The organism is Psychroserpens ponticola (genome assembly GCF_023556315.2).
In the GTDB taxonomy this organism is placed as follows: Bacteria; Bacteroidota; Bacteroidia; order Flavobacteriales; family Flavobacteriaceae; genus Psychroserpens; species Psychroserpens ponticola.
Window position 1 is genome coordinate 3,901,424 of the sequence record NZ_CP116221.1, and the last position, 22,268, is coordinate 3,923,691.

A 22,268-nucleotide genomic window follows, 5' to 3' on the forward strand; every position below is an offset into this window, starting at 1 on the left:
AACAAGAACAATTAACTATCTTAATAAGACACGCTTAACTCTCTGAGAAATTGCTGTTAATATTTCGTAAGAAATAGTTTGAGTTGTTTTTGAAAACTCTGAAGCTGAGTGAGGATGATTACCAAAAACAATAACCTCATCTCCTTCGTTACAATCAATAGTTGTAATATCGACCATAATCATATCCATACAGACATTACCTATTATATATGCAGGTTTATCATTGATAATTACATAGCCTTTACCATTACCATATTGTCTGCCAATGCCATCTGCATGACCAATAGGAATCGTTGCAGTTTTAACAAAAGCATTACTTTTATACGCTCTATTGTAGCCTACAGATTGGCCTTTTTCAACACGATGAATTTGTGAAATTACAGATTTTAATTTGGCTATAGGTTTGAGGTTTTTATTTTCTTTTTCTGAATTCCCAAAGCCATACAAGCCAATACCAGTCCTAACTATATCTAAATGTGCTTCTGGGTAATTTAATATTCCAGATGTATTACAAATATGAAACAATGGCTGATAGCCTATTTTTTTTGAAAATTCTTTCGTAATGTTTTCAAAATTTTGAATCTGATGACTTGTAAATTCTTTTTCAGAAAGATCTTCACTAGCTGCTAAATGTGAAAATATGGATTTAGTGATTACTGAATTTGTTCCTTTTAATTTTGATATGATATCATCTACATCATTTTTTTCAAATCCTAACCTATTTAAACCTGTATTGAATTTTATATGAATAGGATAATTGGTTTGCCCTTCCTCTGAAGCGACCGTAATAAATTCATTTAAAATCTTCGCATTATATAGACTTGGTTCAAGGCATCTTTCAATAAGCATTTTGAAATTTATGGCTTGAGGATGTAAAACTAAAATAGGTGTAACGATTCCAGCATTTCTTAGAGCAACACCTTCAGAAACATATGCCACAGCAAAATAATCAACATCTAAACCTTGAAGATAATTGGCAATTATATCAGCATGACTTCCATAGGCAAAAGCCTTAACAACGGCTAATATTTTAGTGTCTTTTTGAGTTTTAGATTTAAGATACTCGAAATTGTGCTTGAGTGCTTTTAAATCTATTTCAAGTACAGTTTCTTGCGCTTTAGGCATTAGAGTTGTTGTTTTTTGTTGCTAACTCTTCAGCATCATTGACTTTCATGTTTCTTACTTTATCACGAAGCATTGCTTTGTAATATGCAGCTCGACTTAAGGGTTCATATTCATCAACTTCTCCTAACAGAACAAGACTATCATTTTTAGATTTACGGTAGCTGTATTGTGCTAAATTCCCAGTACGTGTACATATAGCGTGTACTTTTGTTACGTATTCTGCTGTTGCCATTAAATAAGGCATTGGTCCAAATGGATTGCCTTTAAAATCCATATCTAAACCTGCAACTATCACACGAACTCCTTTATTAGCCAAATCATTACAAACACGAACAATTTCATCATCAAAAAATTGAGCTTCATCAATACCAACCACATCACAACCATCTGCTAAAATCGGAATATTAGCAGCAGCAGGAACTGGAGTTGAACGAATTTCATTCGAATCGTGAGATACCACCATTTCTTCATCATAACGCACATCTATTGCAGGTTTGAAGATTTCAACCTTTTGTCTAGCAAATTTGGCACGTTTGAGTCTACGAATCAGTTCTTCTGTTTTGCCAGAAAACATTGAGCCACAAATAACTTCAATCCATCCAAATTGTTCTTTATGATTTACTGTATTTTCAAGAAACATTTTGTAATTTTAACACTAAAACAAACCGATTAGTCGTTTTGTATAAAGGTGGCGTAAATTTATTAAAAATCAATCGCATAAATTCGTTTTAAATTTAAAAAGTTATGAAGAAGAAGTTAGAATCTGAATTAGTAAGCCTTGCGCATAGAATTTTAAAACTAAAGGGCAAGGAAGATGTATTAAAAATGCATGCTGAAGTTTCAGCTCTATATGAAAAGTTAAGCGTTCTAAAATTTGCTCATGAAAACCTTGATGGAGATTTACCAACAATAGGAAATAATTCTTCTTTCTTTGGGATGTTAGATACCGCTTTTAATAATAAAGTGAGTGATAATATTGAAATTGAAGATAAGATTTATGTTAACCTCGACGAAAATGAGGATGATCATATTTACGAACCTGTAATGGCCAAAATAAAAGATATGGTAGCTCATATGCCTCAAGAGTCTCAAGAAGTGGATGATATAATCGAAACTATAGTTACCGAAAAGGAAATTTCAGTAACACATTTAGAAGATATAACTGCAGGTTTTGAAGATATGCCTGAATTTGAACCTGTTTCGGAAGCTAATACTAAAAAATCATTAAATGATCAATTAAAACATGGTGCTTTAAATATTGGTCTGAATGATAAACTAGCCTTTATAAAGCAATTATTTGATGGTAAAACTGAAGATTATGATCGCGTTATTTCTCAATTAAATACAACACAATCTTTTGAAGATGCTACTAGTTTTATAAATGATATTGTAAAACCAGATTACAATAATTGGTCTGGAAAAGAAGAAATCGAAAATCGGTTTATGGGAATTATTGAGAGTAAGTTTGTTTAATAATTTAAATACACCCAACCAATTACAGGTTCTATACCTTCAGAAATTTCTAAGATGTAAAAATAAGTTCCTACAGGAAGTCGTCCAGAATTTTCAGGAAATCCTCTATTTGCTCTACCATTCCAATCATTTTTATAGGTTTTAGCTTGGTAGATTAGTATTCCGTAGCGATTATAGATTTTAATAGCGTTTTTAGGATAAAGTTCTAAACAAGGAATCACAAAAACATCATTAAGTCCATCGTTATTAGGAGAAATCCCTCGAGGAATATTTAAACAATTATCGACTGAAGTTTCAGCTGAATCTTCATTATTGGTTTCATCTCGATCAACTTCATTCACCTGATTTAAAACAGCTACATTTAATAGGTTTTCTGAAGAAATTACACGAACCGTCAATGTTAAGCTTTCAGATTGATTAGGATCTAAAGTTGTTAAACTCCAAATTGATGACGTTATATCATAACTTCCTTCTGTTGCTGTGTGAGACAGATATTGATAACCAATAGGTAAGCTTTCTAGAATTTCAATTTGTGTGGCTGTTGTTGTACCAATATTGGTTGCAGTAATCGTAAAATCGATGTCGTCATTTAAAAATACTGAGGTTTCTGAGACTGTTTTTAATACTTCAATATCAACATTTGAAGTATCTTCAATAACCGTTAGCGTTGCCTCTGTTTGTGATGTATTAATATTATTCTGATTACTGAAGTTGGAGTCATCATTTAGATAAATCCCAATTACATCTGAAGTCACTTGAACTGAAAACGTGCAACTACTAGCACCTTCCGGAAACGTTAAATCTGTGATACCTACAAAACTATCACCTGTGTTTCCGATAAAATTTGCGGTACATCCATTTGAATTTACCCAAATTGGTGAATCCACTAAATTGAGTTCTGGAGCAAGATTATCTGTAAAAGCAATATCGATTTGAGCAGGATTAGACGCTACATTATTAATGGTAAACGTTAATGTACTTATGTTTCCAGCTATAATAGTATCAGGATTATAGTTTTTGGTTAAAGTTGGTGATACAACCTGAGCGTTACTAATTGAAATATTAGTTTCAGGTGTTAATTCTTCATTATTAATAGCGCTAGGAAAGACATCAGCAGTATTATTAAAAACACCTCCATAATTTGGAGCCATTACAGGAATTAAAATGCGTATTGTAGAAGCCGCTTCTAGCAACGGAATTGTACCAGTAATCGTAGAACCATTTACATTAAAATTTGTAATGCATGTTGACGTACCATTCTGAACCTGACAAGTTGGTGCTCCAACAATGGTAAATGCAGGATTTAGAATATCTGAAAACGTAGCATCAATTGCAGTAGAACTCGTATTGCTATTTGTAATATCAACCACCCAATTAAATGTTGAGTTTATAGGAATTATCGACGACGACGGAAATGTTTGAATAATTAAATCTACACAAGGTGTGAAGTAAGTCGTTGCAGAATATCCATTATTAGTATAATTACTTTCCGGAACACCACCATAAGCATATACATTTACAGTATTTATTACTGGAATTGGTTCATTACTGCATTCTGGAAACCAAGAATGAACGGTTCTAAATGTTACAGAAGATCCAGATGGCATAAACCAATTATCATTTTCGGTAATTTCCCAAAAGGTAGAATCTGCAGAATCTTGATCAATTTCTACATCTATATTTTGAACAGTGACTGTACCACATGATGCACCTCCTGTTGAAGAAACGCAGTCAACACTCCTTAAAAAACTAGCAGCACTAACTCCAGAATTTGCATACAAATCTACCAAAGTCATATAAGTATCTTCATCACCAATATTACTTACTGTAATTTCATATGTTACATTTCCCCATGGCATCGGACTTTGGTCTGAGCCACCAATAGGTAATTGAGGATCGATTTGAGTTTTGGTAACTGTCAAGTCGGAAACTGTACATTCTTCAGCTGGAAAAAGTACAACAAAATCATCATCAAAATTATTACTGTAATCAATGTCAATAATATCGTCTGGAAGAATAACAATAGCACTTCTTATTTGTGAAGTATATAATTGTGGATTTGGACTGCATTGCGGTTCTAAATAATTTAAAACGGTTTGAATAGTAATTGTTGCTCCAGCAGGAATGTCAAAATTCAAGGTATTCCAAGATTGTCCATTTAAACTAAAACTTAAATCACTACAATCGATAGGACCAGTTGTTCCTGTGCAAGTAACGCTAATTAAGTTCCACGTTCCTGCTGCAGAGGTTAAATTTTGTAGAAAAAACTGAATAGGAACAGGAAATGTTCCTAAGTTAGAGACAACAGTTTCTAAAATAACAATATCATCCCAATCACTAATACCACCACTTGTTGGTTGAATCACTTCAGTTTCGATTGCCAGATCAGTTAGTAAACAAGCTTCTGGAGTTAGTAAAAGTGTATTGACAATATTGGATTGGTTAGGAGATATATTATCATGGCTTAGTCCTATTTCAACAATGCTTTCAATATTAATTACATCTGGTTCTTCTGCACAAGGACCTTCAAGAAATTTGACAACAATTTCAATAGTAATCGTGCCATTTACAGGGAATATAACAGCTTCATTAAAAGCAAAAATTTCGGAAGTGCTTCCTAAATTAACTATAGTTGTTGAAAACGGAATAAGATCAGGACACAATACGCCATTTGTTGTAGCAATGCAATCTAAAGATTGAACCTGTATATCTGGCTCTCCATTTTCTACAGGATTACTAACCATACTCATTTCAAAAGCATCTAAAGGAAATGCAATACTACTGTTATTACGTATTGTAAATTGATACGTAACATTGTCTCCCCAAACATTTATTGGAGTGCCTACATTTGGTGTGATTTGATTGAGAACAACTGTAAAATCAATGTCAAGATCTGTAACATCTAGAGAAATAATAGATTGGTTATTTGTATTATCAATATCTGTTGTGTTACTTGGAGGAAAGACCGTTACATTAGTTGCAATTCCACCAACAAAAGTTGGTGCTATGACTGTAACTTTCACTTCTATACTTGAATCTGTTGGGAGTGACGTTATGGTTCCAGATACATTATTTGTATTGTCGTCTAGGATTAAATCTGTAACAATTCCTGCACCTCCAGTTGCATTTTGATATTCAAAAGAAACAACTGTAACATTGGCATTTATGTCTTGTGTAAATGTGGCATTGTTAACTAAGTTTCCAGAGTTAAGTATGGTGAGAATGTATTGAAATTCTTGATAAATATGAACTTGTGAAACTTCTGTATTACTCGTGTTCTGCGCTTCAACCAAAACAGCTAAATCTGTAGTTTGTGCTTCAGATTGAACATAAGAAGCACATAAAAAAAGAAATAAGAAACACTTTTTTAACATGGATTGGTTTGTTTATAGATACCAAATAGTCCTATTGGTTGCGTTAATATAGACTAAAGATTGTAAATTTGGAAACAATCAAAATGATAATGCCTAAACTTTATATTGTTCCGACACCAATAGGAAATTTAAAAGACATGACTTTTAGAGCTGTTGAGGTGCTTAAGGAAGTCGATTTAATTCTTGCTGAAGACACTCGTACTTCGGGAAAATTACTCAAGCATTTCGAAATTGGAACCCAAATGCAAAGCCATCACATGCATAATGAACATAAAATGGTTGAAGGTTTAATTCAGAAGCTTAAAAACGGATTATCAATTGCACTTATTAGTGATGCAGGAACTCCAGCAATTTCCGATCCTGGATTTCTATTAACGAGAGCTTGTGTTGAAAATAATATTGAAGTCGATTGTTTGCCTGGAGCAACAGCGTTTGTTCCTGCACTTGTTAATTCGGGATTACCAAACGACAAGTTTGTTTTTGAAGGCTTTCTTCCAGTGAAAAAAGGCCGACAAACACGATTATTATTACTAGCTGAAGAACCTCGAACGATTATTTTTTATGAAAGTCCGCATAAACTAATCAAAACATTATCTAATTTCTGTGAATATTTCGGAGAAGAACGATTAGTTTCTGTATCGCGAGAATTGACAAAACTCTACGAAGAAACAGTTAGAGGAACGGCAAAAGAGGTTTTAGAACATTACACAAACAAACCACCAAAAGGAGAGATTGTGATTGTTGTTGGTGGAAAGAAAAAATAGTTTAAAAGCGTCGTCATTCTAAATTCATTTAACTCCGTTGAATCTTCGATTTCAGAATCTCATTATTTTCGAGTGTGAAACAGAAACAAGTTCAGTTTAACAAAAGGTTGATGTTTAATAATTAAAATGGAAGATTTACTCCACGACATAAGACAATGCCGAATTTGTGAACATCACCTTCCATTAGGTCCAAGACCAATCGCAACAGCACATCCAAATTCTAAAATTGTCATAATTGGTCAGGCACCAGGAACTAAAGTTCATGCGTCTGGTATTCCTTGGGATGATGCTTCTGGTAAACAATTGCGTAAATGGTTAAATGTAACTGTAGAAGATTTTTATGATGAAAGTAAGTTTGCAATTATTCCTATGGGATTTTGCTATCCAGGAAAAGGAAAAAGTGGCGATTTACCTCCAAGAAAAGAATGTGCTCCACAATGGCATCAGCTATTATTTGATGAAATGAAACATGTAGAGTTGGTCATTTTAATTGGAATGTATGCTCAAAAGTATTATTTGAAAGCACAAGCAAAACGTACACTAACCGAAACGGTTGCAAATTATAAAGACTACTTGCCTCAATATTTTGCGTTACCGCATCCTAGTCCGAGAAACCGATTTTGGCTGACTAAGAATCCTTGGTTTGATGAGGAAGTTGTACCTGAATTGAAAAAATCGGTACATAATTTAATTCATAAGTAGTTTATGAATTTTGTCATTCAGAACGAAGTGAAGAATCTAAAAATGAGATTCTTCGTCGTTCATACGTCACTTTGTTGGAATGACAAAACTTATAGATTTAAGTCAATTTTAAAATTGAAACTTATTAAATAAAAAATGCGCCAGGAAAACTCCTAACGCATTTAAAATAACGTATCATTTTAGTTAGTCACTAAATGAGCAACTAAACGAATTTGTTCTTCTGGACTAGCAGTAGCATCTATTTGTTGAATTCTTACCTGAATGTGATCAGACAAACCAACCTTCATTAATTTATAAAAGATTCTATTGTCTTGTCTTGGAATAAATCCAATTTTAAAATCCTTATAGTAAATAGCTACAGCTCTTGGGTCATATTTATTTTCTTCTTCTAGTTTTAAAATAAGTTTTCTACCCATTTTTAATTTTCTAAAAATGGATGCGCCTTCATAATAAGTAAAACCTGCTATGTGGAAATTTGCTAAATGTTCTTTTTTCATGATTAATAGTGTTTATTAGTTAGAACTAATGATGTTTTAATAATTCTCCTGAAAAGAGCGTCAGGAGAATGGTTATAATAAATTATTCAGTCTGTTTTGAAACCAACTTTTATTAGCGGTTTCCATCTCTTTTTTTGACTGATTTTCAATGATTCTATTTTCGTTAGCTTGAATTTTTTTCTTCTTTTTAACTCGAGATAACACATCATCTACATAGCTAATAAAATCGTTGTTTAAAGCTAATTGCTTAGCATTTTTTAAAGCTTTTTCAGCGTCATTAAAGAAAGTCAAACTTTCATATAATTGACCTTGAGTTAATGCAATTCCTGCTTTGTCAATACCTTTTACTGTTTTAGCAAAGTCAATTAAGTTTTGCGCTTCTTTATAATCATCATTGTTGATTAACAATCTGATGTATTCTGGATAGATGTCAGGTATATCCATTCTACTTGCTAAAGCCTTTTCAAAATAAGTCTTAGCCGTTTCATTATCACCTAATTGTTCGTAGTGAACTTTAGCCATCAAATGCAATGCTTTTACATTTTCTGGATCATACGCTAAAGCATAGTTTAAAGCTTCAACGGCTTTTTCTAATTCCCAAGGATAAGCTTCTATAGCTTTAAAAATATAGTGGTTTTGTAAATTTGTTTCCATGACATTTCTATTCAATAGATTTGTATTGTTTTAAATGTTCCCTTAATTCGTGGAACTCTTAAAACTGATCAGATTGACTTATTTATGATTTTTGAAATAAAAAAATCCGAAACAGTTAGTTTGCTTCGGATTCTTCTCTGGAAAGTAGTTTACAGAAAATACCGAAGCCTCTTCATTAATGACTCATTGTCATTACTCAAAATTTGAAATGCTACTTTATGTTTTAGCATGGCTTCTTTGTTTTTGTTATTAATGATATAATGCAGAATAGGTTTGTTTAATTCTGCGATGCAAAGATGAACACTATTTTTAAATATCCAAACAAAAAATCAATTTATTTTATTGATAATCAAGTGTTTATGATTAAATTTAGACAAGGGTTTTCCTATCCGCTTTATGCAGATTATTGAGATATGTTGCAAGAGTTTGTTTATCAATTGCTTAGTCTTCAAGTCTTATTATTTTATTTTTTAAAGTCTAAATTCAAATGTTTTATTTTTTTTCATAAAAAAAGCGTCCAATATTTTGGACGCTTTTACTATTTATAGTTTTTGTGTTTAAATCATATTAAAAAATGATTAAAAATAGTTACATAACGTCCTTGACCGATGAAATAATTCGCTATTTCCTCGATAATCCCACTGACACATCAGTGATTTAGGTGCAATATGTACTATTGTAGTGTTCATTTACGTCACAAATATAGATAAGTTTTTTAAATAGAAAATTTGAATTGAATGTTTTTACTCAAGTTTAATAATGTGAACCATCATGTTTTCCAACTTCAAAACCATGTTTACCAAGGTATTGATTACCACTTTCAACAGCGCCTTCTTCAATTGATGTTCCCATAGAATCATTCCAACGGTTGAGGTAACCAAACAATGAAATTACGCCAAGCATCTCTACAATTTCACCTTCATTCCAGTGTTCGTATAAACGCTTTTTAATCTCTGCATTTACAGCGTTTGGCACTTGCGAAGCTGCTAAACTAAAATCTAAAGCTGCACGTTCTGCTTCAGAAAAAGCCGAGTGTGTTCTATACTCCCAAATATTATCTAACTGTTCTTGTTCCGCACCATAACGTTCAGCTGCACGAATAGCATGCGCTTGGCAATACCGACAACCTGTAGAGTTACTACTCACCCAAGCAATCAAACGTTTTAAAGCCGAAGTCACTCTGCCTTCATTTGCCATAACAGCTTTGTTTAAATTGATAAATGCCTTACTAATAGCAGGACGACGTTGCATTGTTAATACAGAATTTGGACAAAACCCAAGGGTTTCATTAAAGAATTCTGCAAGTTGTTTTGTTTCTGGATCATGCTCAGCAGATAAAGGTGTAACTAATGCCATATGTTATGTTTTTAGTAGTATTTTTGATTATAAAAGTACTTAAAGTTATAAGTATTTAAAGGTATAAATTTTATGTAGCTTAAACGTCTACTTATTATATATAACTTTTTTTTGAGCTTTAAATACGTTATCAATTCTTAATTTAAAACTTATAAAAATGTCTAATAAAGTTGTCACACATTGGAAAGGAAACTTACAGTTTGAATCTGATAATCCTAGTGGGAAATTATTTACCATGGATACATCACAAGAACATGGTGGTCATGATTCTGGATTAAGACCTAAAGCGATGATGCTATCTTCTTTAGCTGGCTGTTCTGGTTTAGATGTGGTTTCTATTCTAAAGAAAATGAAAGTGCCTTTTTCTGATTTCAGAATTGATACGTATGGAGAATTAACTGATGAACACCCAAAATATTACCATACAGTTTCTATGGAATATCATTTTTATGGTGAAAACTTAGACGAAGTCAAGATTAAAAAGGCCGTTGACCTTTCTGTTGATAAATATTGTGGTGTGATGGAAATGTTCAGAAGATTTGCCGAAGTAAAAACAGCGATCCATTATCATAATGTTTAGCGAAAATTTTCTATATTAGTACATGCGTTGGACTCTAAAACCTAAACCAGTTTCTAAAACTGTTGAAGCTTTACAAAAAGCACTTCAGGTAGAGCGTTCTGTCGCCACCTTATTAATACAACGTGGTATTGATACTTATGATGCTGCTAAAACATTTTTCAGACCAAGTTTAGAAGATTTGCACGATCCGTTTCTAATGAAAGATATGGATGTAGCTGTTGCTCGTATTGAAAAAGCTTTAGCAAATGATGAAAACATTTTAGTTTTTGGTGATTATGATGTGGATGGAACAACTTCTGTAGCCCTAATGTCATCTTATTTAAAAACAAAATCAGAAAGAATTGCGACTTATATTCCAGATCGTTATGACGAAGGTTATGGTGTCTCTTTTAAAGGAATTGATTTTGCTCAAGATAACGAATTTACGCTAATTATTGCCTTAGATTGTGGTGTAAAAGCAATCGATAAAGTCGCTTATGCTGCTGAAAAAGGGATCGATTTTATCATCTGTGATCACCATAGACCAGGAAAAGAATTACCCAAAGCAATTGCTGTTTTAGATCCTAAACGTGACGATTGTGAATATCCATATAAAGAATTATGTGGTTGTGGTGTTGGCTTCAAATTAATTCAAGCATTGGCTTCAAAAGATGATCAACCGGTTGAAGCCTTAGCAGAATATTTAGATTTAGTTGCGACTGCGATTGGAGCAGATATTGTTCCTATAACTGGAGAAAATCGTGCTTTGGCTTATTTCGGATTGAAAGTTATAAATACGAATCCACGACCTGGTATTAAAGCATTAATTTCCGAAGTCAAAAAAGAAGAACTAACGATTACAGATGTTGTGTTCGTTGTCGCTCCAAGAATTAATGCTGCTGGACGAATGAAGCATGGTAATTATGCTGTAACCTTATTAACTGAAACAGATGAATTTTTAGCTGAAACTTACGCTAAAGAAATCAATGCATTCAATCTCGATAGAAGAGAAACTGATCAAAGAATTACTCAAGAAGCATTGATTCAAATTGAAGAAAACAAAGAAGAAGATAGACTAACTTCTGTCGTGTATCATGAGTCTTGGCATAAAGGCGTGATTGGTATTGTCGCTTCAAGATTAATAGAAACTTATTACAGACCAACTTTAGTGTTTACGAAAAGTGGTGATAAATTAGCCGCTTCTGCACGTTCGGTTAAAGGCTTTGATGTGTATAATGCTTTGGAAGCGTGTAGCGAACATATTGAACAATTTGGTGGACATAAATATGCTGCTGGTTTAACATTACGTCCTGAAAATTATGAAGCTTTCAAACAAGCGTTTGAAGAAGAGGTTTGTAAAACGATCGACCGAAGTTTACTTACTCCAGAAATTAATATTGATGAACAAATTGAACTTAGTGATATTACACCTAAATTTTTTCGAATTATAAGTCAGTTTGCGCCATTTGGTCCTGGAAATATGACACCAATATTCATGACTGAGAACTTAAAAGACACAGGTTATGGCAAGTGTGTTGGAGAAGATGATAAACATTTACGTTTAACAGCAATTCAAGGTCGTCAAAAAATTGTTGGGATTGGATTTAATATCGGAAATAAGCTAAAATTAATACAGAATAAGAAACCATTTAAAGCTGTGTATTCTATTGATGAGAATCATTGGAAAGGCCATGTAAGTTTGCAGTTGAAATTGCGAGATATAAAGTGATGTACACAATTTACCCAACAGATAAATCATAAATGAAAAACAAACAATTACTAAATAATCATATCTGCTTTTTGCAACAAAATAGAGGTTCTAAACGGGATGAAAATAAAAATATTCGAATATCAAGCGAAGTAGATAATTGGGATATTACCTTTTTAATTAATGAATACCAACCAACCATTAATAGTAAAATGATTTACTTACCAGAATGGTCAAGTAATTCAAACCAAATTATTAAATCTGATAAAGCAGAAAAAATAGCGGATTTAACATATATGTTCGCTAATCCAAATGTTTTAAAAGAATGGAAAACAAATAACTCTATTGTAACTAAAAAAGTTATAAATAATTCAGATTTAGAGCTATTCAGTATTGTTCAATCAAGAGGGTTTTGTGAAACCAATGCACTTTATAATGAATGGTTTCCTTTTTTTAGAAAAAAAAACTTTGAAGGAGCTCTTTTCAAGAATCAACATTTTTTTATTGCCTACATAGCGGACAAAGCTGTAGGCACTTGTCTTATTATTGATTCTAATGATACATATGGAATATATTCAGTAACTACTTTACCTGAATATAGAAAAAAAGGAATAGCAACAAATGTAATGAAATCAGCTTTAGTTAATTGTATCAATATTAAAGTTCAAAATCTTACACTTCAAACTATTAAAGATTCAAGCGCTGAAAAACTATACATTCATTTAGGATTTAAAAAAGAGTTTAACTGCCAGGTTTTAAAACGTAAAAATAGTTTACAACAACGTGTATAATTAATTGGTGTGGAATTTTCTACTAGTTCGTTTTCTTTTATTAACTTAGTTCTTGCCAACGCAACCAACTATACACAAACACGATCTAGTTTTTGATATGCTTCGTTGTTATCTGAATGACATTTTATCTACCTTTGGTACTTATTTAATCAACATTACAATTGGCAAAAAAAGATCCATACGCAGCATTGCGATATCGAGAATTTAATATTTTTATATTAGTCCGTTTTGCGTTAGTTTTTGGTTGGTCCATGCAATTTGTCATCATTGAATGGCAAGTGTATTCGCTTACCAAAGATCCTTTATATATTGGCCTAATTGGTTTAATGGAAATTATTCCAGCCTTAGGAATGGCATTGTTTGCTGGACATATTGTAGATCAAAAGGAAAAACGAAATCTACTCGCACTTTGTATTGCTTTGTTTTCGATCATTAGTTTTGCATTGTTTTGGATTACCTCTCCTGAAATATCTGAAGCATGGTCTACCAAACAAATATTATATTCTATTTATGCGCTTGTGTTTTTTGGTGGACTTTTACGATCTTTTTTCGGACCATCAATATTTTCATTAGTGGCTTTAATTGTACCCAAAAAGGCGTACCCAAATGCAGCCACTTGGAATAGTTCTACTTGGCAGATGGCTCGCGTTTTGGGTGTCGCTTTTGCGGGATTTTCTATTAGTTGGTTAGGAGAAACTGATCAAATGGGAGTGCATTGGTCGCTTTGCATAGTTTTCGGATTGGTTATGTTTTCATTATTGATGTTATTTCGTATTAAAAGGAAACCTATTCTAAATCCGAATATTGGCGAACCAATGATTCAAAGTTTAAAGGAAGGTGTAAATTTTGTGTTTAAAACGAAAGCTATTTTAGGTGCTTTAACTTTAGATATGGTTTCTGTATTATTTGGAGGTGCAATCGCATTAGCTGCTGTTTTTGCTACTGATATCTTAGAAGTTGGATCAGAAGGTTTTGGTATTTTGGTAGCAGCTCCAAATGTAGGTTCTTTTTTAACAATGTTAGTAACAGCTTATATTCCTATTGTTAAAAAAGCTGGTATAAAGTTACTTGTGGCTGTTTTTGGATTTGGATTAAGTATTATCGCTTTTGGACTATCTTCTTGGTTTTGGATTTCTGTGATAGCTCTGTTTATGAGTGGCGTTTTTGATGGCGTTTCTATGGTGATTCGTCAAACGATTCTTCAGTTAAAAACACCAGATCATATGCGTGGTCGAGTGTCTTCAGTAAATTCTATGTTTGTAGGATCTTCAAATGAATTAGGTGCTTTTGAAAGCGGATTAACAGCTAAACTCATGGGAACAGCTACTGCTGTTGTATTTGGAGGCACAATGACCTTAATTACTGTAATTACAACAGCGCTTGCATCACCTTCATTTAGAAAATTAGATCTAACCGTAGATTTAGAAGAGCACGAAAATGCTGAAGATTAGTTGTTATTTGTAATTTTTCAGTTCGAAGTTTTTTCCATCAAAAACACCATAAGTAAAATACGTAATCCAATCACCAAGATTAACATACTTAGCGTTGTTTTCTAAATCGACTGTCATAGGTAAATGACGATGTCCATACACGAAATAATCACGATGAGATTCCTTTAATTTTGAATTACTATATTGAATGAGCCATTCTTTTTCAGCACCTAAATAGGTTGCATCTTCATCTCCTGAAATCAATTTGTTTTTCACTGAAAAATATTGAGCAATTTTTACACCAATATCAGGATGTAACCACTTAAAAAGGAATTTAAAAAAAGGATTGGTGAATACTTTTTTCATGCGTTTGTAACCTATATCAAAAGGCCCTAAACCATCACCATGAGCTATAAAAAAAGACGTGTCATTAAATATAAATTCTTTAGGTTTATGAAAAACAGGAATATTGAGTTCTTTTTCAAAATAGCCATTCATCCAAAGATCATGATTACCTACAAAGAAGTAAATCGGAATTCCAGAATCACTGATTTCGGCTAGTTTTCCTAAAGTTCTTACAAACCCTTTTGGAACTACAGTGCTATATTCAAACCAAAAATCGAATAAATCACCTAATAAAAAAATTGCAGCAGCATCAGTTTTAATTTCATCTAACCAAGCCACGAATTTCTTTTCACGAGGTAGAGAAGCTTCCATCGTTGGTGCTCCTAAATGATTATCTGAAGCAAAATAAATGAATTTACCTTCTGGAATTTTTATGTGTGTTGGCTTAGTCATTATCTGAAGCAAACCACTGTGCATAAGAGGTTGCTGTTTCTTGTAATTTTAACGAGTGTAGTTTGATATTACTTGGTAATCTATTTTTTATTTTTTTGGCAAAATCAATGACCATCATTTCACTTGTTGGTTGATAATCTACCAGCAATACATTATGATCTCTTTCACTTAATTCTTTTGCAAGCTCAACATGAGGTGTGTTTTTATTAAAAACGGTTGCATGATCAAAGACATCTACAATGTCTTCTTTTACGATTTTTTTCAGATCACTGAAATCGATAACCATTCCGAACTTGACATTGGTGTTGTCTGAAATAGGAGTTCCAATAACAGTAACATCTAATCTGTAACTATGTCCATGTACATTTTTACATTTTCCGTCATAGCCATATAAGGCATGACCTGTTTCAAAAGAAAACTGTTTGGTGATTCTAATGTTACTCATTATCTCCTTTTATTTCGGTTGTAGAAATATACAATAACGAGCACAATTCCTAAAATAAGGAATAAACCACTTCCGCTTATAAATGACATGAAATCCATAGATTATTTTTTAGATTTATTTTTAAAATACCGAAACACAATAAACGCTAAGATTAGTAAAATTACATATGGTAAATTTTGCCCAATGGCATAACCAATATCATAACCTGAATCATAAGATTCTGAATCTTGAAATAGAGATATCAAAAGCATATTCATGTTTAAAGTGTATTATTGTCCAAAGTTACGTCTTTTGGGAAAGCGATAAAAATAGTTGTCTAAATTTTATGATTAAAGGGAAGCCTCTAGCTATAATCCATAGTGTTAACGCAATAAACACAGCATATAATTTCAGATCATAGCAATCTAATAAGAACAAAACAGGAATAAATACTAATCCTGTTGATAATAAGAGGAGGTTTCTTAAAAATTTCATTTTCCCCATGCCTTTGAACATTCCGTCAAAAATAAAGGCTAAAGCACAAAGAGGCTGCATGGCTAAAACAATCCAAAAAACGTTATGAAATTCATTTAAAACCAATTGGTCTTGTGTGAAAATAGAACCAACAAAATCATAGGTTATGAAACCTAGAATAGTTAAAATGATTCCGACACCAATTCCACATTTAATCAAGAATTGGCTTAATTCAACTAATTTCTTATAATTTTTAGCACCCAAATATTTTCCAGATAAAATATTTCCAGCACTCGCATAGCCATCAATTATAAAAGCACCTAAGAACCAAAGATTAATAGCAATAGTATATGCAGCAATATATTCGGTTCCATAAGAAGTAGCAAAACGTGTTGCAAAATATAAGGTGACGTTAAGTGCTAATGTTCTCACAAACAAGTTGAGGATCATTAAGGTGAAATTCTTGATTTCCGCATTAAAAGGAAAGGTAACTCTCAACGAAATATCTGTCTTTTTCAATAAGAAATAAGCCGAACAAAAAGCCATTGTAATTTGAGCAATAACACTTGCATAAGCAGCACCTTTAATGTGCATTGGGTTGACAAGGCCTTCAATGCCATATACTAAAGCGAAGTCTAAGATGACGTTGACTATAGTTCCGATAATAGCAATTATCATTGGGTAATAGGTGTTTTGAAGCCCTCTAAAAGTCCCAAAAATGGCAATAGTGAAAAGTGTAAATGGGAATCCGAAAACTCGAATATGATAATAGTCAATACTATATTCTAATATTAAGTGTGACGCATTGTAGAGTTTGAAAATTTGAGATGCAAAAGGCCACGTTGTAATTATAATTATGATACTTATCGATGTAATAATAAATATGGCTTGAGCAGGTAAGTTTTTTACTTTTTCTAATTGATTTGCACCTAGATGTTGAGAAACAATAGATGAAATAGCACTTCGTGTTTGTCCTAAAACCCAAATGAGCATCGAAATAAAAGTACCAACAATACCAACTGCTGCCAAAGATTCTGCAGCATTATAATCGACGTTACCAATAATTGCAGTATCAGTTAATGACAAGATAGGTTCGGCAACTCCAGCAATTAAAGCAGGAATGGCAAGTTTGTTGATATTTTTTAATGTGATGTCTGTTTTCAAAGGATTAATTCATAACAATAAAAAGGATATTCACTTTGCTTCGGAAAAAAGATATTTCCTAATTTTTGATAACCTCTTAGTTCGTAAAATTTTTGATTCTTCTCATTTTGAGAAAAGGTATCTAATCTAATAGAAGTATAGTTGTTTTGTTGAGCAAATTCTTCTGCAAAATTCATTAAGTCTTGTGCATAGCCTTTTCCTTGATGTTTTGGATGAATTGCCAGCCGATGAATATAAATGTTGTTTTCATTTGGAGTTAACCATTGTATCGGAATGTATTCATCATCCATCAATGTCGAAATGACAATACAACCTATAATTGTGTTTTCAATGTCTAAAACATAAAGTTCATCTCGCTTAACATCATTTTCAAAAGCGCTATGAGTTGGATAATGTTCGTTCCATTGAAAAATGTTTTTTGCAATCATAAATCGTGCGCAAGCTTTTGTAATATCTATTATATTATCAATATCGTTTAGAGTTGCTTTTCGAATCATTTTTAATAGTTACCTTTGCCAAATATTAATACAAAGTTACTTTTAAATATTTGATTATGAAGTCTATTCTAGTTCCAGTTGGTTCATCTAAAAATGCAGTAAGCCATTTACAATACGCAGTTGATTTTGCAAATACTTTTGGCGCAAAACTTTATGTAGTTCAAGTGTATAACGTGGACACTAAAGCAGGAACGATGATGAAAGTAGATGAAATGATTGAACGCGAAAGTTTAGGCTTTTTAAAGAGTCATGTTGATAAAGTTAATCAAAGGAATGTTGAGATTGTTTTAAAAACTTTTAAGGGCAAACTTGGAGATACTTTAGATACGGCATGTAAAACTTTAGATGTAGATTTAATTATTCTGGAGCCAAGAACAAACTCTATTAAAGATGAAGTTTATTTAGGAAAGACTTCAGGGAAAATTATAAAGCAGACCAATATTCCAGCGTTAATAGTTCCTGAAGGTTATGTGTATAAACCTATTGTAAAAATTTTATTAGCTATGAAATCGGCGATTATTAATAAAGATGATGCATTAATTCCGTTGATGGAAATTAAAAATCAATTTAAGTCGGTTTTGAATTTACTATTGGTTAAAACACCATTTTACAATGAAGGTGATTTAGATGTGAGTGATAATTTATTAAATCACATTACAAATAGTACTACGTCAGAAAACGCAACCACTTATCAAGGTGTGTTAGAACATTACAAAGAAAATAATCCAGATTTATTATGTGTGGTGAGACGTAATCGAGGTTTTTTCTCTAAGCTTTGGGAAAGCAATACCATTTTAAAGAAAGATTTTCATAGCTCTAGCTTACCAGTTTTGGTATTGTCTGGTTTGAAATAATTTTGGAACTAAAGCTCGCTTATTTATATTTTTCTATTCCTTAAAATTATCATAGTTACAACATAAATGCTAACAATGGAAAAAGGGATGACTACAAATCGATGATCTGGAAAGGCATACCAAAGGCATAGTATAAGAATTGTTCGTAGAGTTGCATGAAACAATCCAACCCAATGCTTAATAATCCAAGAAAAAGGCAGCCACATCGTACCTGTTAAGATTCCTACTGATAGTGGTAATGAAGTATGGTCTAAGACAAAAAATGGGATAGCAATTGCATATATCAAAATTGATTGAGCTACAGTATAGAGGAATAATTTATCAAATACATTTTTAGGTTTAGTTTTATCTAGGAAATTCTCTCCAGTAAATTTAGAAATGAATAAGGCTAAATACACAATGCTTCCTGTTGCAATAAATAAAACCCAAACAGTAATTCTATCTGGGAACAACAATCCTGAAATACCAACTAATAACCATGCTATCATTCCAGAAAGAGGAGTTGCTAAAAATTTTCGATTTGAAAATTCTATTTGTTGAGATTCTAGTGGTTTTTCCATAGTTATTTAATTGTAATGTCTTTTCAAACTTTCGAGTTTATTTGCTTTGTACTTTAGCAGTTGATTTTAAGTTAAATAGTAAACCGATAAAGGCTAATCCAAACCCAATAATTCCAATATTAATTCCGAACAGTGTTTTTTCACTTCCATCTAAATATGTCATTGAGCCTCCATAAAATTCTTGTAATAAAAATGCTAATAAAAACCCACCAACAATTAATAGACTAAGTACTGTACTCATTTTAATTTCTTTTTTAACCCAAACCAACCATAGGCAAAATAGTCCAATACTCGAATTTGTAATGAGTTGCCAAACCTCATGAATCCTAACATGCGGAGTCCAATTAGGATTAAAAACATGTGACGTATTTATTTCGAGAAAAGGAACCACAACTGCGTATAGAATGACACTAAATGTTAGTATTGCTTTTTTAATTATTCCTTGGTTGAACATTATTGACCTTTAAGTTGTTTTAGCTTATTTTGAGAGTTCTCACACCAATGACAGTTATTTTTATTTGCCAATTTTAGTGCTTTTTTATAGGCTTTTATTGCATTTTCTTTCTGGTTATATTTAAGATATGCATCACCAAGAGAATCCCATAGATTTCCATCATCTGGAAATAATTGAACGTTTATTTTTAAAAGTTCAAGACCCCAATTTGGGTTGTTTTCTTTTTTTGACAATTTTAATCCTATTCTGTTAAGCACTCCTTTATCGCTAAATTTTCTCTGAAGATTCTTTTCTAGAAAACTAGATATCATTTTTGCATTTTCTAATTTGTTTATTCTTATAAAATCAAAGACAAGTTCGTAAACCGATTTAGTAATAGGTTTTGCATTATATTTTTCATCAAAAACCATTTTGCCTATTCTCCAAGCAACAGTCTCACTTTCTTCTCCTAAAATAGCATTTGACAACTCAATAATAACGACGTCATCTTCAATATATCTGATGAAATTCGCAAAATAAATTCCATTACTGCCATTATGAGTTACGATTTTAGTATCACGTTTGCTTTTATATATTGCCCATCCATAACCATAATGAGAGGTTCCTTCTTCATTTTCTGTTACATAAGGAGTTTCAAGCATTTCTCTTGATTTAGAACTTAACACTTTATTGCTTTGTAAAGCTAAATGCCATTTATAAAGATCTTCTACTGTAGAATGGATATCACCTTTGCCAATGCTATACCAATGCTTGTCATTAAATGGTAAGTGATCTTGAGTTGTTCCCCAATCTTTCCAAACACCATCAGTGTAATTGAAATAATATCCGTGAGCAATTTGTTCGCTATTGAAGGGGATGTTTTTATAGTCAGTGTTATTCATTTTTAATGGCTTCCAGAAATTTTCTTGTAAAAAAGTAGTGTAATCTTGCCCAGATGAAATTTCTATAATAGAGGAAAGCATAATATAGTTTGCATTGGCATACCTGTGTTTTGTTCCCGGTTTTGATAGTAGTTTTGCTTCAAAGAATTCTTTTAAAAACTGCTCTTTACTCGCTTCATCATATCTAAAACCACCTGTTATTGGTGATACACCAGATGTATGTGTTAGCAACTGATGAATAGTGATGTTTCTTTTATCAACAGGAATATCTTTAAAAAATAGGCTAATTTTGTCAGATGTTTTAATTTTTCCGTGTTCAATCAATTTTAAAATAGCAGCAGCAGTAAACTGTTTCGTAACCGAACCAATATTGAAAATCGATGAAGGCGTATTATTAATTTTATTCTTTCTGTTAGACCAACCATAACCATTGGATATTATGACCTTTCCTTTTTGAGCTACTAGAACAGATCCAGAGTAGCCATTTGATACACTATTGTTTAAATAGATTTCAATTTTAGACTTAAGCTTATTATTATGTGTTTCCTGTCCTATTAAGGTATTTGCTCCAAATATGAATTGAATTAAAGTGAGACTAATTAATAGATGCTTTTTCATAATTTTATTTTGCTCCTAATATTATATTAGCAATTTGCGAATTAATTTGATTTGGTCTAATGACCCAGTTAAAAGCTCCATTAGTTAGTAAGACAATCGTGACGTTTTCATTTGTTTTCTCATTCCAATAATGTTGTAAGGATGAAATTCCAGCTCCTCCATGTCCAACCATTCTGTAATTGTCTTGTAGTCTATATGCTTCCCATCCCAATCCAAAGTAACCGTCTTTTCCATTGTTTAATTTTACTGGAGCCCAAATTTTTTCAAACTGATTTTTGGTTAAAATTTGTTTTTTTTGGATTTCTTGAAACCACTTTGTTAAATCGTTAATCGTAATATTAAGTCCTGCTCCAGCATACATTGGAGACGAATAATTTAGCGGAAATAGTTCTAGTGTATTATCAATATTTTGATAACAAGTTACCCTGTTTGGAATAACTTTTTTAAATCCACCATATTTAGCCGAACTCAACCCTAATTTATCGAAGTACTGTTTCTGCATATATGATTCAAAATCTTGGTTCGCTAATTTTTCTATGATTATACGAATTAGTAAAAAGCCAGTAGCGTTGTATTTTGATTCTGTTCCTGGTTTTGAACTAAAGGGTTTGTTTTTTAAGGCATCAATAACAGATTTTTCACTTTTAGGTGCTAGGTAGATTTGATAATCTATTTGGTCTGGAATTCCAGATGTATGGGATAACAATTGTTTTAAAGTTAATTTTTTCCATGATGTAGGTAAATCTTTTCTATTAGGAATAAATTCTTCTATGGTTTCATTAACATTCCGATTATGGATACTTAGCAGATCATGTAGAGCGATAGAACTAAATAATTTTGAAATGGATGCTACTGGAAATGAATTATCCATTGTCATCGGAACTTGAAGTTGAACATTGGATAATCCAAAAGATTTTCCGTGAACAACCTTATTGTCAATTAATACCATATAGTTTAGTCCAACAATTTTTAAGCTATCAATCATTGATTCCACATATTCATCTACCTCACTAAAAATCTTTTTGTCAACAGGTGTTAATTGTTCTTTACTATATGATTTTGTAAACAAGATGCTTGTAAATAGTACTGTTATCATTAGTTTTTTCATGAT

At 32.1% G+C, this 22,268-nt stretch carries 23 protein-coding genes; 8 read left to right on the forward strand and 15 right to left on the reverse strand.

All coding sequences use genetic code 11. The features are described from left to right. Positions 1 to 15: 15 nt before the first annotated feature. Entirely contained in the window at positions 16 to 1,125 is a 1,110-nt protein-coding gene (gene alr, locus MUN68_RS17155; RefSeq protein ID WP_249996918.1) for an alanine racemase, read from the reverse strand. Further along, complete coding sequence (locus tag MUN68_RS17160; RefSeq protein WP_249996920.1) at positions 1,118 to 1,765, reverse strand: thymidine kinase; 648 nt, start codon at positions 1,763 to 1,765, stop codon at positions 1,118 to 1,120. The genes alr and MUN68_RS17160 overlap by 8 nt, the downstream gene beginning before the upstream one ends. A gap of 104 nt (positions 1,766 to 1,869) precedes the next feature. Here MUN68_RS17160 and MUN68_RS17165 point away from each other — a divergent pair, with 104 nt between their 5' ends. Continuing rightward, positions 1,870 to 2,598, forward strand: a complete 729-nt coding sequence (locus MUN68_RS17165) for a hypothetical protein (RefSeq protein ID WP_249996922.1) — start codon at positions 1,870 to 1,872, stop codon at positions 2,596 to 2,598. On the opposite strand, the gene MUN68_RS17170 is transcribed toward MUN68_RS17165, so the two are convergent. After that, on the reverse strand, positions 2,595 to 5,972 hold the full coding sequence (locus tag MUN68_RS17170) for a DUF7933 domain-containing protein (RefSeq protein ID WP_249996923.1): 3,378 nt from the start codon (positions 5,970 to 5,972) through the stop codon (positions 2,595 to 2,597). The two genes, MUN68_RS17165 and MUN68_RS17170, sit on opposite strands and share 4 nt — an antisense overlap. 89 nt (positions 5,973 to 6,061) lie before the next feature. On the opposite strand from MUN68_RS17170, the gene rsmI reads away from it, so the two are divergent. Next, positions 6,062 to 6,736, forward strand: a complete 675-nt coding sequence (gene rsmI / locus MUN68_RS17175; protein WP_249996925.1) for a 16S rRNA (cytidine(1402)-2'-O)-methyltransferase — start codon at positions 6,062 to 6,064, stop codon at positions 6,734 to 6,736. A gap of 126 nt (positions 6,737 to 6,862) precedes the next feature. Next, positions 6,863 to 7,438, forward strand: coding sequence for a uracil-DNA glycosylase family protein (locus MUN68_RS17180; protein WP_249996927.1), 576 nt, complete (start codon positions 6,863 to 6,865; stop codon positions 7,436 to 7,438). A gap of 179 nt (positions 7,439 to 7,617) precedes the next feature. On the opposite strand, the gene MUN68_RS17185 is transcribed toward MUN68_RS17180, so the two are convergent. The 3 genes from MUN68_RS17185 to MUN68_RS17195 form a co-directional block, all read right to left on the reverse strand. After that, positions 7,618 to 7,935, reverse strand: a complete 318-nt coding sequence (locus MUN68_RS17185) for an HIRAN domain-containing protein (RefSeq protein ID WP_249996928.1) — start codon at positions 7,933 to 7,935, stop codon at positions 7,618 to 7,620. A 72-nt stretch (positions 7,936 to 8,007) separates the two neighbouring features. Beyond that, positions 8,008 to 8,589 carry a hypothetical protein gene (locus MUN68_RS17190; RefSeq protein ID WP_249996930.1) on the reverse strand — a complete coding sequence of 194 codons (582 nt, stop codon included), beginning with the start codon at positions 8,587 to 8,589 and terminating at the stop codon, positions 8,008 to 8,010. 753 nt (positions 8,590 to 9,342) lie between these two features. Beyond that, positions 9,343 to 9,945: a carboxymuconolactone decarboxylase family protein gene (locus MUN68_RS17195; RefSeq protein WP_249996932.1), complete on the reverse strand. Its 603-nt coding sequence runs from the start codon at positions 9,943 to 9,945 to the stop codon at positions 9,343 to 9,345. A 157-nt stretch (positions 9,946 to 10,102) separates the two neighbouring features. Here MUN68_RS17195 and MUN68_RS17200 point away from each other — a divergent pair, with 157 nt between their 5' ends. The 4 genes from MUN68_RS17200 to MUN68_RS17215 all read left to right on the forward strand — a co-directional run bounded on the left by MUN68_RS17200 (position 10,103) and on the right by MUN68_RS17215 (position 14,454). Continuing rightward, positions 10,103 to 10,525: an OsmC family protein gene (locus MUN68_RS17200; protein ID WP_249996933.1), complete on the forward strand. Its 423-nt coding sequence runs from the start codon at positions 10,103 to 10,105 to the stop codon at positions 10,523 to 10,525. A gap of 22 nt (positions 10,526 to 10,547) precedes the next feature. After that, positions 10,548 to 12,233, forward strand: a complete 1,686-nt coding sequence (recJ, locus tag MUN68_RS17205; protein WP_249996935.1) for a single-stranded-DNA-specific exonuclease RecJ — start codon at positions 10,548 to 10,550, stop codon at positions 12,231 to 12,233. A 32-nt stretch (positions 12,234 to 12,265) separates the two neighbouring features. Further along, entirely contained in the window at positions 12,266 to 13,003 is a 738-nt protein-coding gene (locus MUN68_RS17210) for a GNAT family N-acetyltransferase (RefSeq protein WP_249996937.1), read from the forward strand. 161 nt (positions 13,004 to 13,164) lie between these two features. Then, positions 13,165 to 14,454 (forward strand): MFS transporter, encoded by a 1,290-nt coding sequence (locus tag MUN68_RS17215; protein WP_249996939.1) that lies wholly within the window; start codon positions 13,165 to 13,167, stop codon positions 14,452 to 14,454. A gap of 3 nt (positions 14,455 to 14,457) precedes the next feature. Here the strand turns inward: MUN68_RS17215 and MUN68_RS17220 are convergent, their stop codons facing one another. From MUN68_RS17220 to MUN68_RS17240, 5 genes are all read right to left on the reverse strand, one after another. Then, positions 14,458 to 15,213, reverse strand: coding sequence for a UDP-2,3-diacylglucosamine diphosphatase (locus MUN68_RS17220; protein ID WP_249997049.1), 756 nt, complete (start codon positions 15,211 to 15,213; stop codon positions 14,458 to 14,460). A gap of 10 nt (positions 15,214 to 15,223) precedes the next feature. Then, positions 15,224 to 15,676: a 6-pyruvoyl trahydropterin synthase family protein gene (locus MUN68_RS17225; protein WP_249996942.1), complete on the reverse strand. Its 453-nt coding sequence runs from the start codon at positions 15,674 to 15,676 to the stop codon at positions 15,224 to 15,226. 101 nt (positions 15,677 to 15,777) lie between these two features. Beyond that, positions 15,778 to 15,927, reverse strand: coding sequence for a hypothetical protein (locus MUN68_RS17230; RefSeq protein WP_249996944.1), 150 nt, complete (start codon positions 15,925 to 15,927; stop codon positions 15,778 to 15,780). A 31-nt stretch (positions 15,928 to 15,958) separates the two neighbouring features. Further along, the gene (locus MUN68_RS17235; protein ID WP_249996946.1) at positions 15,959 to 17,293 is read right to left on the reverse strand and encodes an MATE family efflux transporter; all 1,335 of its coding nucleotides are present in this window, start codon (positions 17,291 to 17,293) and stop codon (positions 15,959 to 15,961) included. After that, positions 17,290 to 17,790 carry a GNAT family N-acetyltransferase gene (locus MUN68_RS17240; RefSeq protein WP_249996947.1) on the reverse strand — a complete coding sequence of 167 codons (501 nt, stop codon included), beginning with the start codon at positions 17,788 to 17,790 and terminating at the stop codon, positions 17,290 to 17,292. Before MUN68_RS17240 ends, MUN68_RS17235 begins: the two co-directional genes overlap by 4 nt. Positions 17,791 to 17,846: 56 nt before the next feature. Between MUN68_RS17240 and MUN68_RS17245 the strand changes: the two genes are divergently transcribed. Further along, entirely contained in the window at positions 17,847 to 18,644 is a 798-nt protein-coding gene (locus MUN68_RS17245) for a universal stress protein (RefSeq protein ID WP_249996949.1), read from the forward strand. Between the two features lie 23 nt (positions 18,645 to 18,667). Here the strand turns inward: MUN68_RS17245 and MUN68_RS17250 are convergent, their stop codons facing one another. From MUN68_RS17250 to MUN68_RS17265, 4 genes are read right to left on the reverse strand one after another with little or no spacing between them, the layout of a single operon-like run. After that, positions 18,668 to 19,204 carry a DUF7010 family protein gene (locus MUN68_RS17250; RefSeq protein ID WP_249996951.1) on the reverse strand — a complete coding sequence of 179 codons (537 nt, stop codon included), beginning with the start codon at positions 19,202 to 19,204 and terminating at the stop codon, positions 18,668 to 18,670. Between the two features lie 37 nt (positions 19,205 to 19,241). Further along, a complete protein-coding gene (locus MUN68_RS17255) occupies positions 19,242 to 19,658 on the reverse strand; it encodes a hypothetical protein (RefSeq protein WP_249996954.1) in 417 nt (138 codons plus the stop codon). Next, positions 19,658 to 21,157, reverse strand: coding sequence for a serine hydrolase (locus MUN68_RS17260; protein ID WP_249996956.1), 1,500 nt, complete (start codon positions 21,155 to 21,157; stop codon positions 19,658 to 19,660). The genes MUN68_RS17255 and MUN68_RS17260 overlap by 1 nt, the downstream gene beginning before the upstream one ends. A gap of 4 nt (positions 21,158 to 21,161) precedes the next feature. Further along, positions 21,162 to 22,265, reverse strand: a complete 1,104-nt coding sequence (locus MUN68_RS17265) for a serine hydrolase domain-containing protein (protein WP_249996958.1) — start codon at positions 22,263 to 22,265, stop codon at positions 21,162 to 21,164. Between the last annotated feature and the right edge of the window lie 3 nt (positions 22,266 to 22,268).

Coding starts and splice junctions, on each gene's coding strand:
- alr (WP_249996918.1), bottom strand. CDS start 1,125: ATGCCTAAAGCGCAAGAAACTGTACTTGAAATAGATTTAAAAGCACTC.
- MUN68_RS17260 (WP_249996956.1), bottom strand. CDS start 21,157: ATGAAAAAGCATCTATTAATTAGTCTCACTTTAATTCAATTCATATTT.
- MUN68_RS17265 (WP_249996958.1), bottom strand. CDS start 22,265: ATGAAAAAACTAATGATAACAGTACTATTTACAAGCATCTTGTTTACA.
- recJ (WP_249996935.1), top strand. CDS start 10,548: ATGCGTTGGACTCTAAAACCTAAACCAGTTTCTAAAACTGTTGAAGCT.
- MUN68_RS17255 (WP_249996954.1), bottom strand. CDS start 19,658: ATGTTCAACCAAGGAATAATTAAAAAAGCAATACTAACATTTAGTGTC.
- MUN68_RS17185 (WP_249996928.1), bottom strand. CDS start 7,935: ATGAAAAAAGAACATTTAGCAAATTTCCACATAGCAGGTTTTACTTAT.
- MUN68_RS17180 (WP_249996927.1), top strand. CDS start 6,863: ATGGAAGATTTACTCCACGACATAAGACAATGCCGAATTTGTGAACAT.
- MUN68_RS17250 (WP_249996951.1), bottom strand. CDS start 19,204: ATGGAAAAACCACTAGAATCTCAACAAATAGAATTTTCAAATCGAAAA.
- MUN68_RS17200 (WP_249996933.1), top strand. CDS start 10,103: ATGTCTAATAAAGTTGTCACACATTGGAAAGGAAACTTACAGTTTGAA.
- MUN68_RS17230 (WP_249996944.1), bottom strand. CDS start 15,927: ATGCTTTTGATATCTCTATTTCAAGATTCAGAATCTTATGATTCAGGT.
- MUN68_RS17210 (WP_249996937.1), top strand. CDS start 12,266: ATGAAAAACAAACAATTACTAAATAATCATATCTGCTTTTTGCAACAA.
- MUN68_RS17240 (WP_249996947.1), bottom strand. CDS start 17,790: ATGATTCGAAAAGCAACTCTAAACGATATTGATAATATAATAGATATT.
- MUN68_RS17190 (WP_249996930.1), bottom strand. CDS start 8,589: ATGGAAACAAATTTACAAAACCACTATATTTTTAAAGCTATAGAAGCT.
- MUN68_RS17195 (WP_249996932.1), bottom strand. CDS start 9,945: ATGGCATTAGTTACACCTTTATCTGCTGAGCATGATCCAGAAACAAAA.
- rsmI (WP_249996925.1), top strand. CDS start 6,062: ATGCCTAAACTTTATATTGTTCCGACACCAATAGGAAATTTAAAAGAC.
- MUN68_RS17165 (WP_249996922.1), top strand. CDS start 1,870: ATGAAGAAGAAGTTAGAATCTGAATTAGTAAGCCTTGCGCATAGAATT.
- MUN68_RS17160 (WP_249996920.1), bottom strand. CDS start 1,765: ATGTTTCTTGAAAATACAGTAAATCATAAAGAACAATTTGGATGGATT.
- MUN68_RS17225 (WP_249996942.1), bottom strand. CDS start 15,676: ATGAGTAACATTAGAATCACCAAACAGTTTTCTTTTGAAACAGGTCAT.
- MUN68_RS17245 (WP_249996949.1), top strand. CDS start 17,847: ATGAAGTCTATTCTAGTTCCAGTTGGTTCATCTAAAAATGCAGTAAGC.
- MUN68_RS17170 (WP_249996923.1), bottom strand. CDS start 5,972: ATGTTAAAAAAGTGTTTCTTATTTCTTTTTTTATGTGCTTCTTATGTT.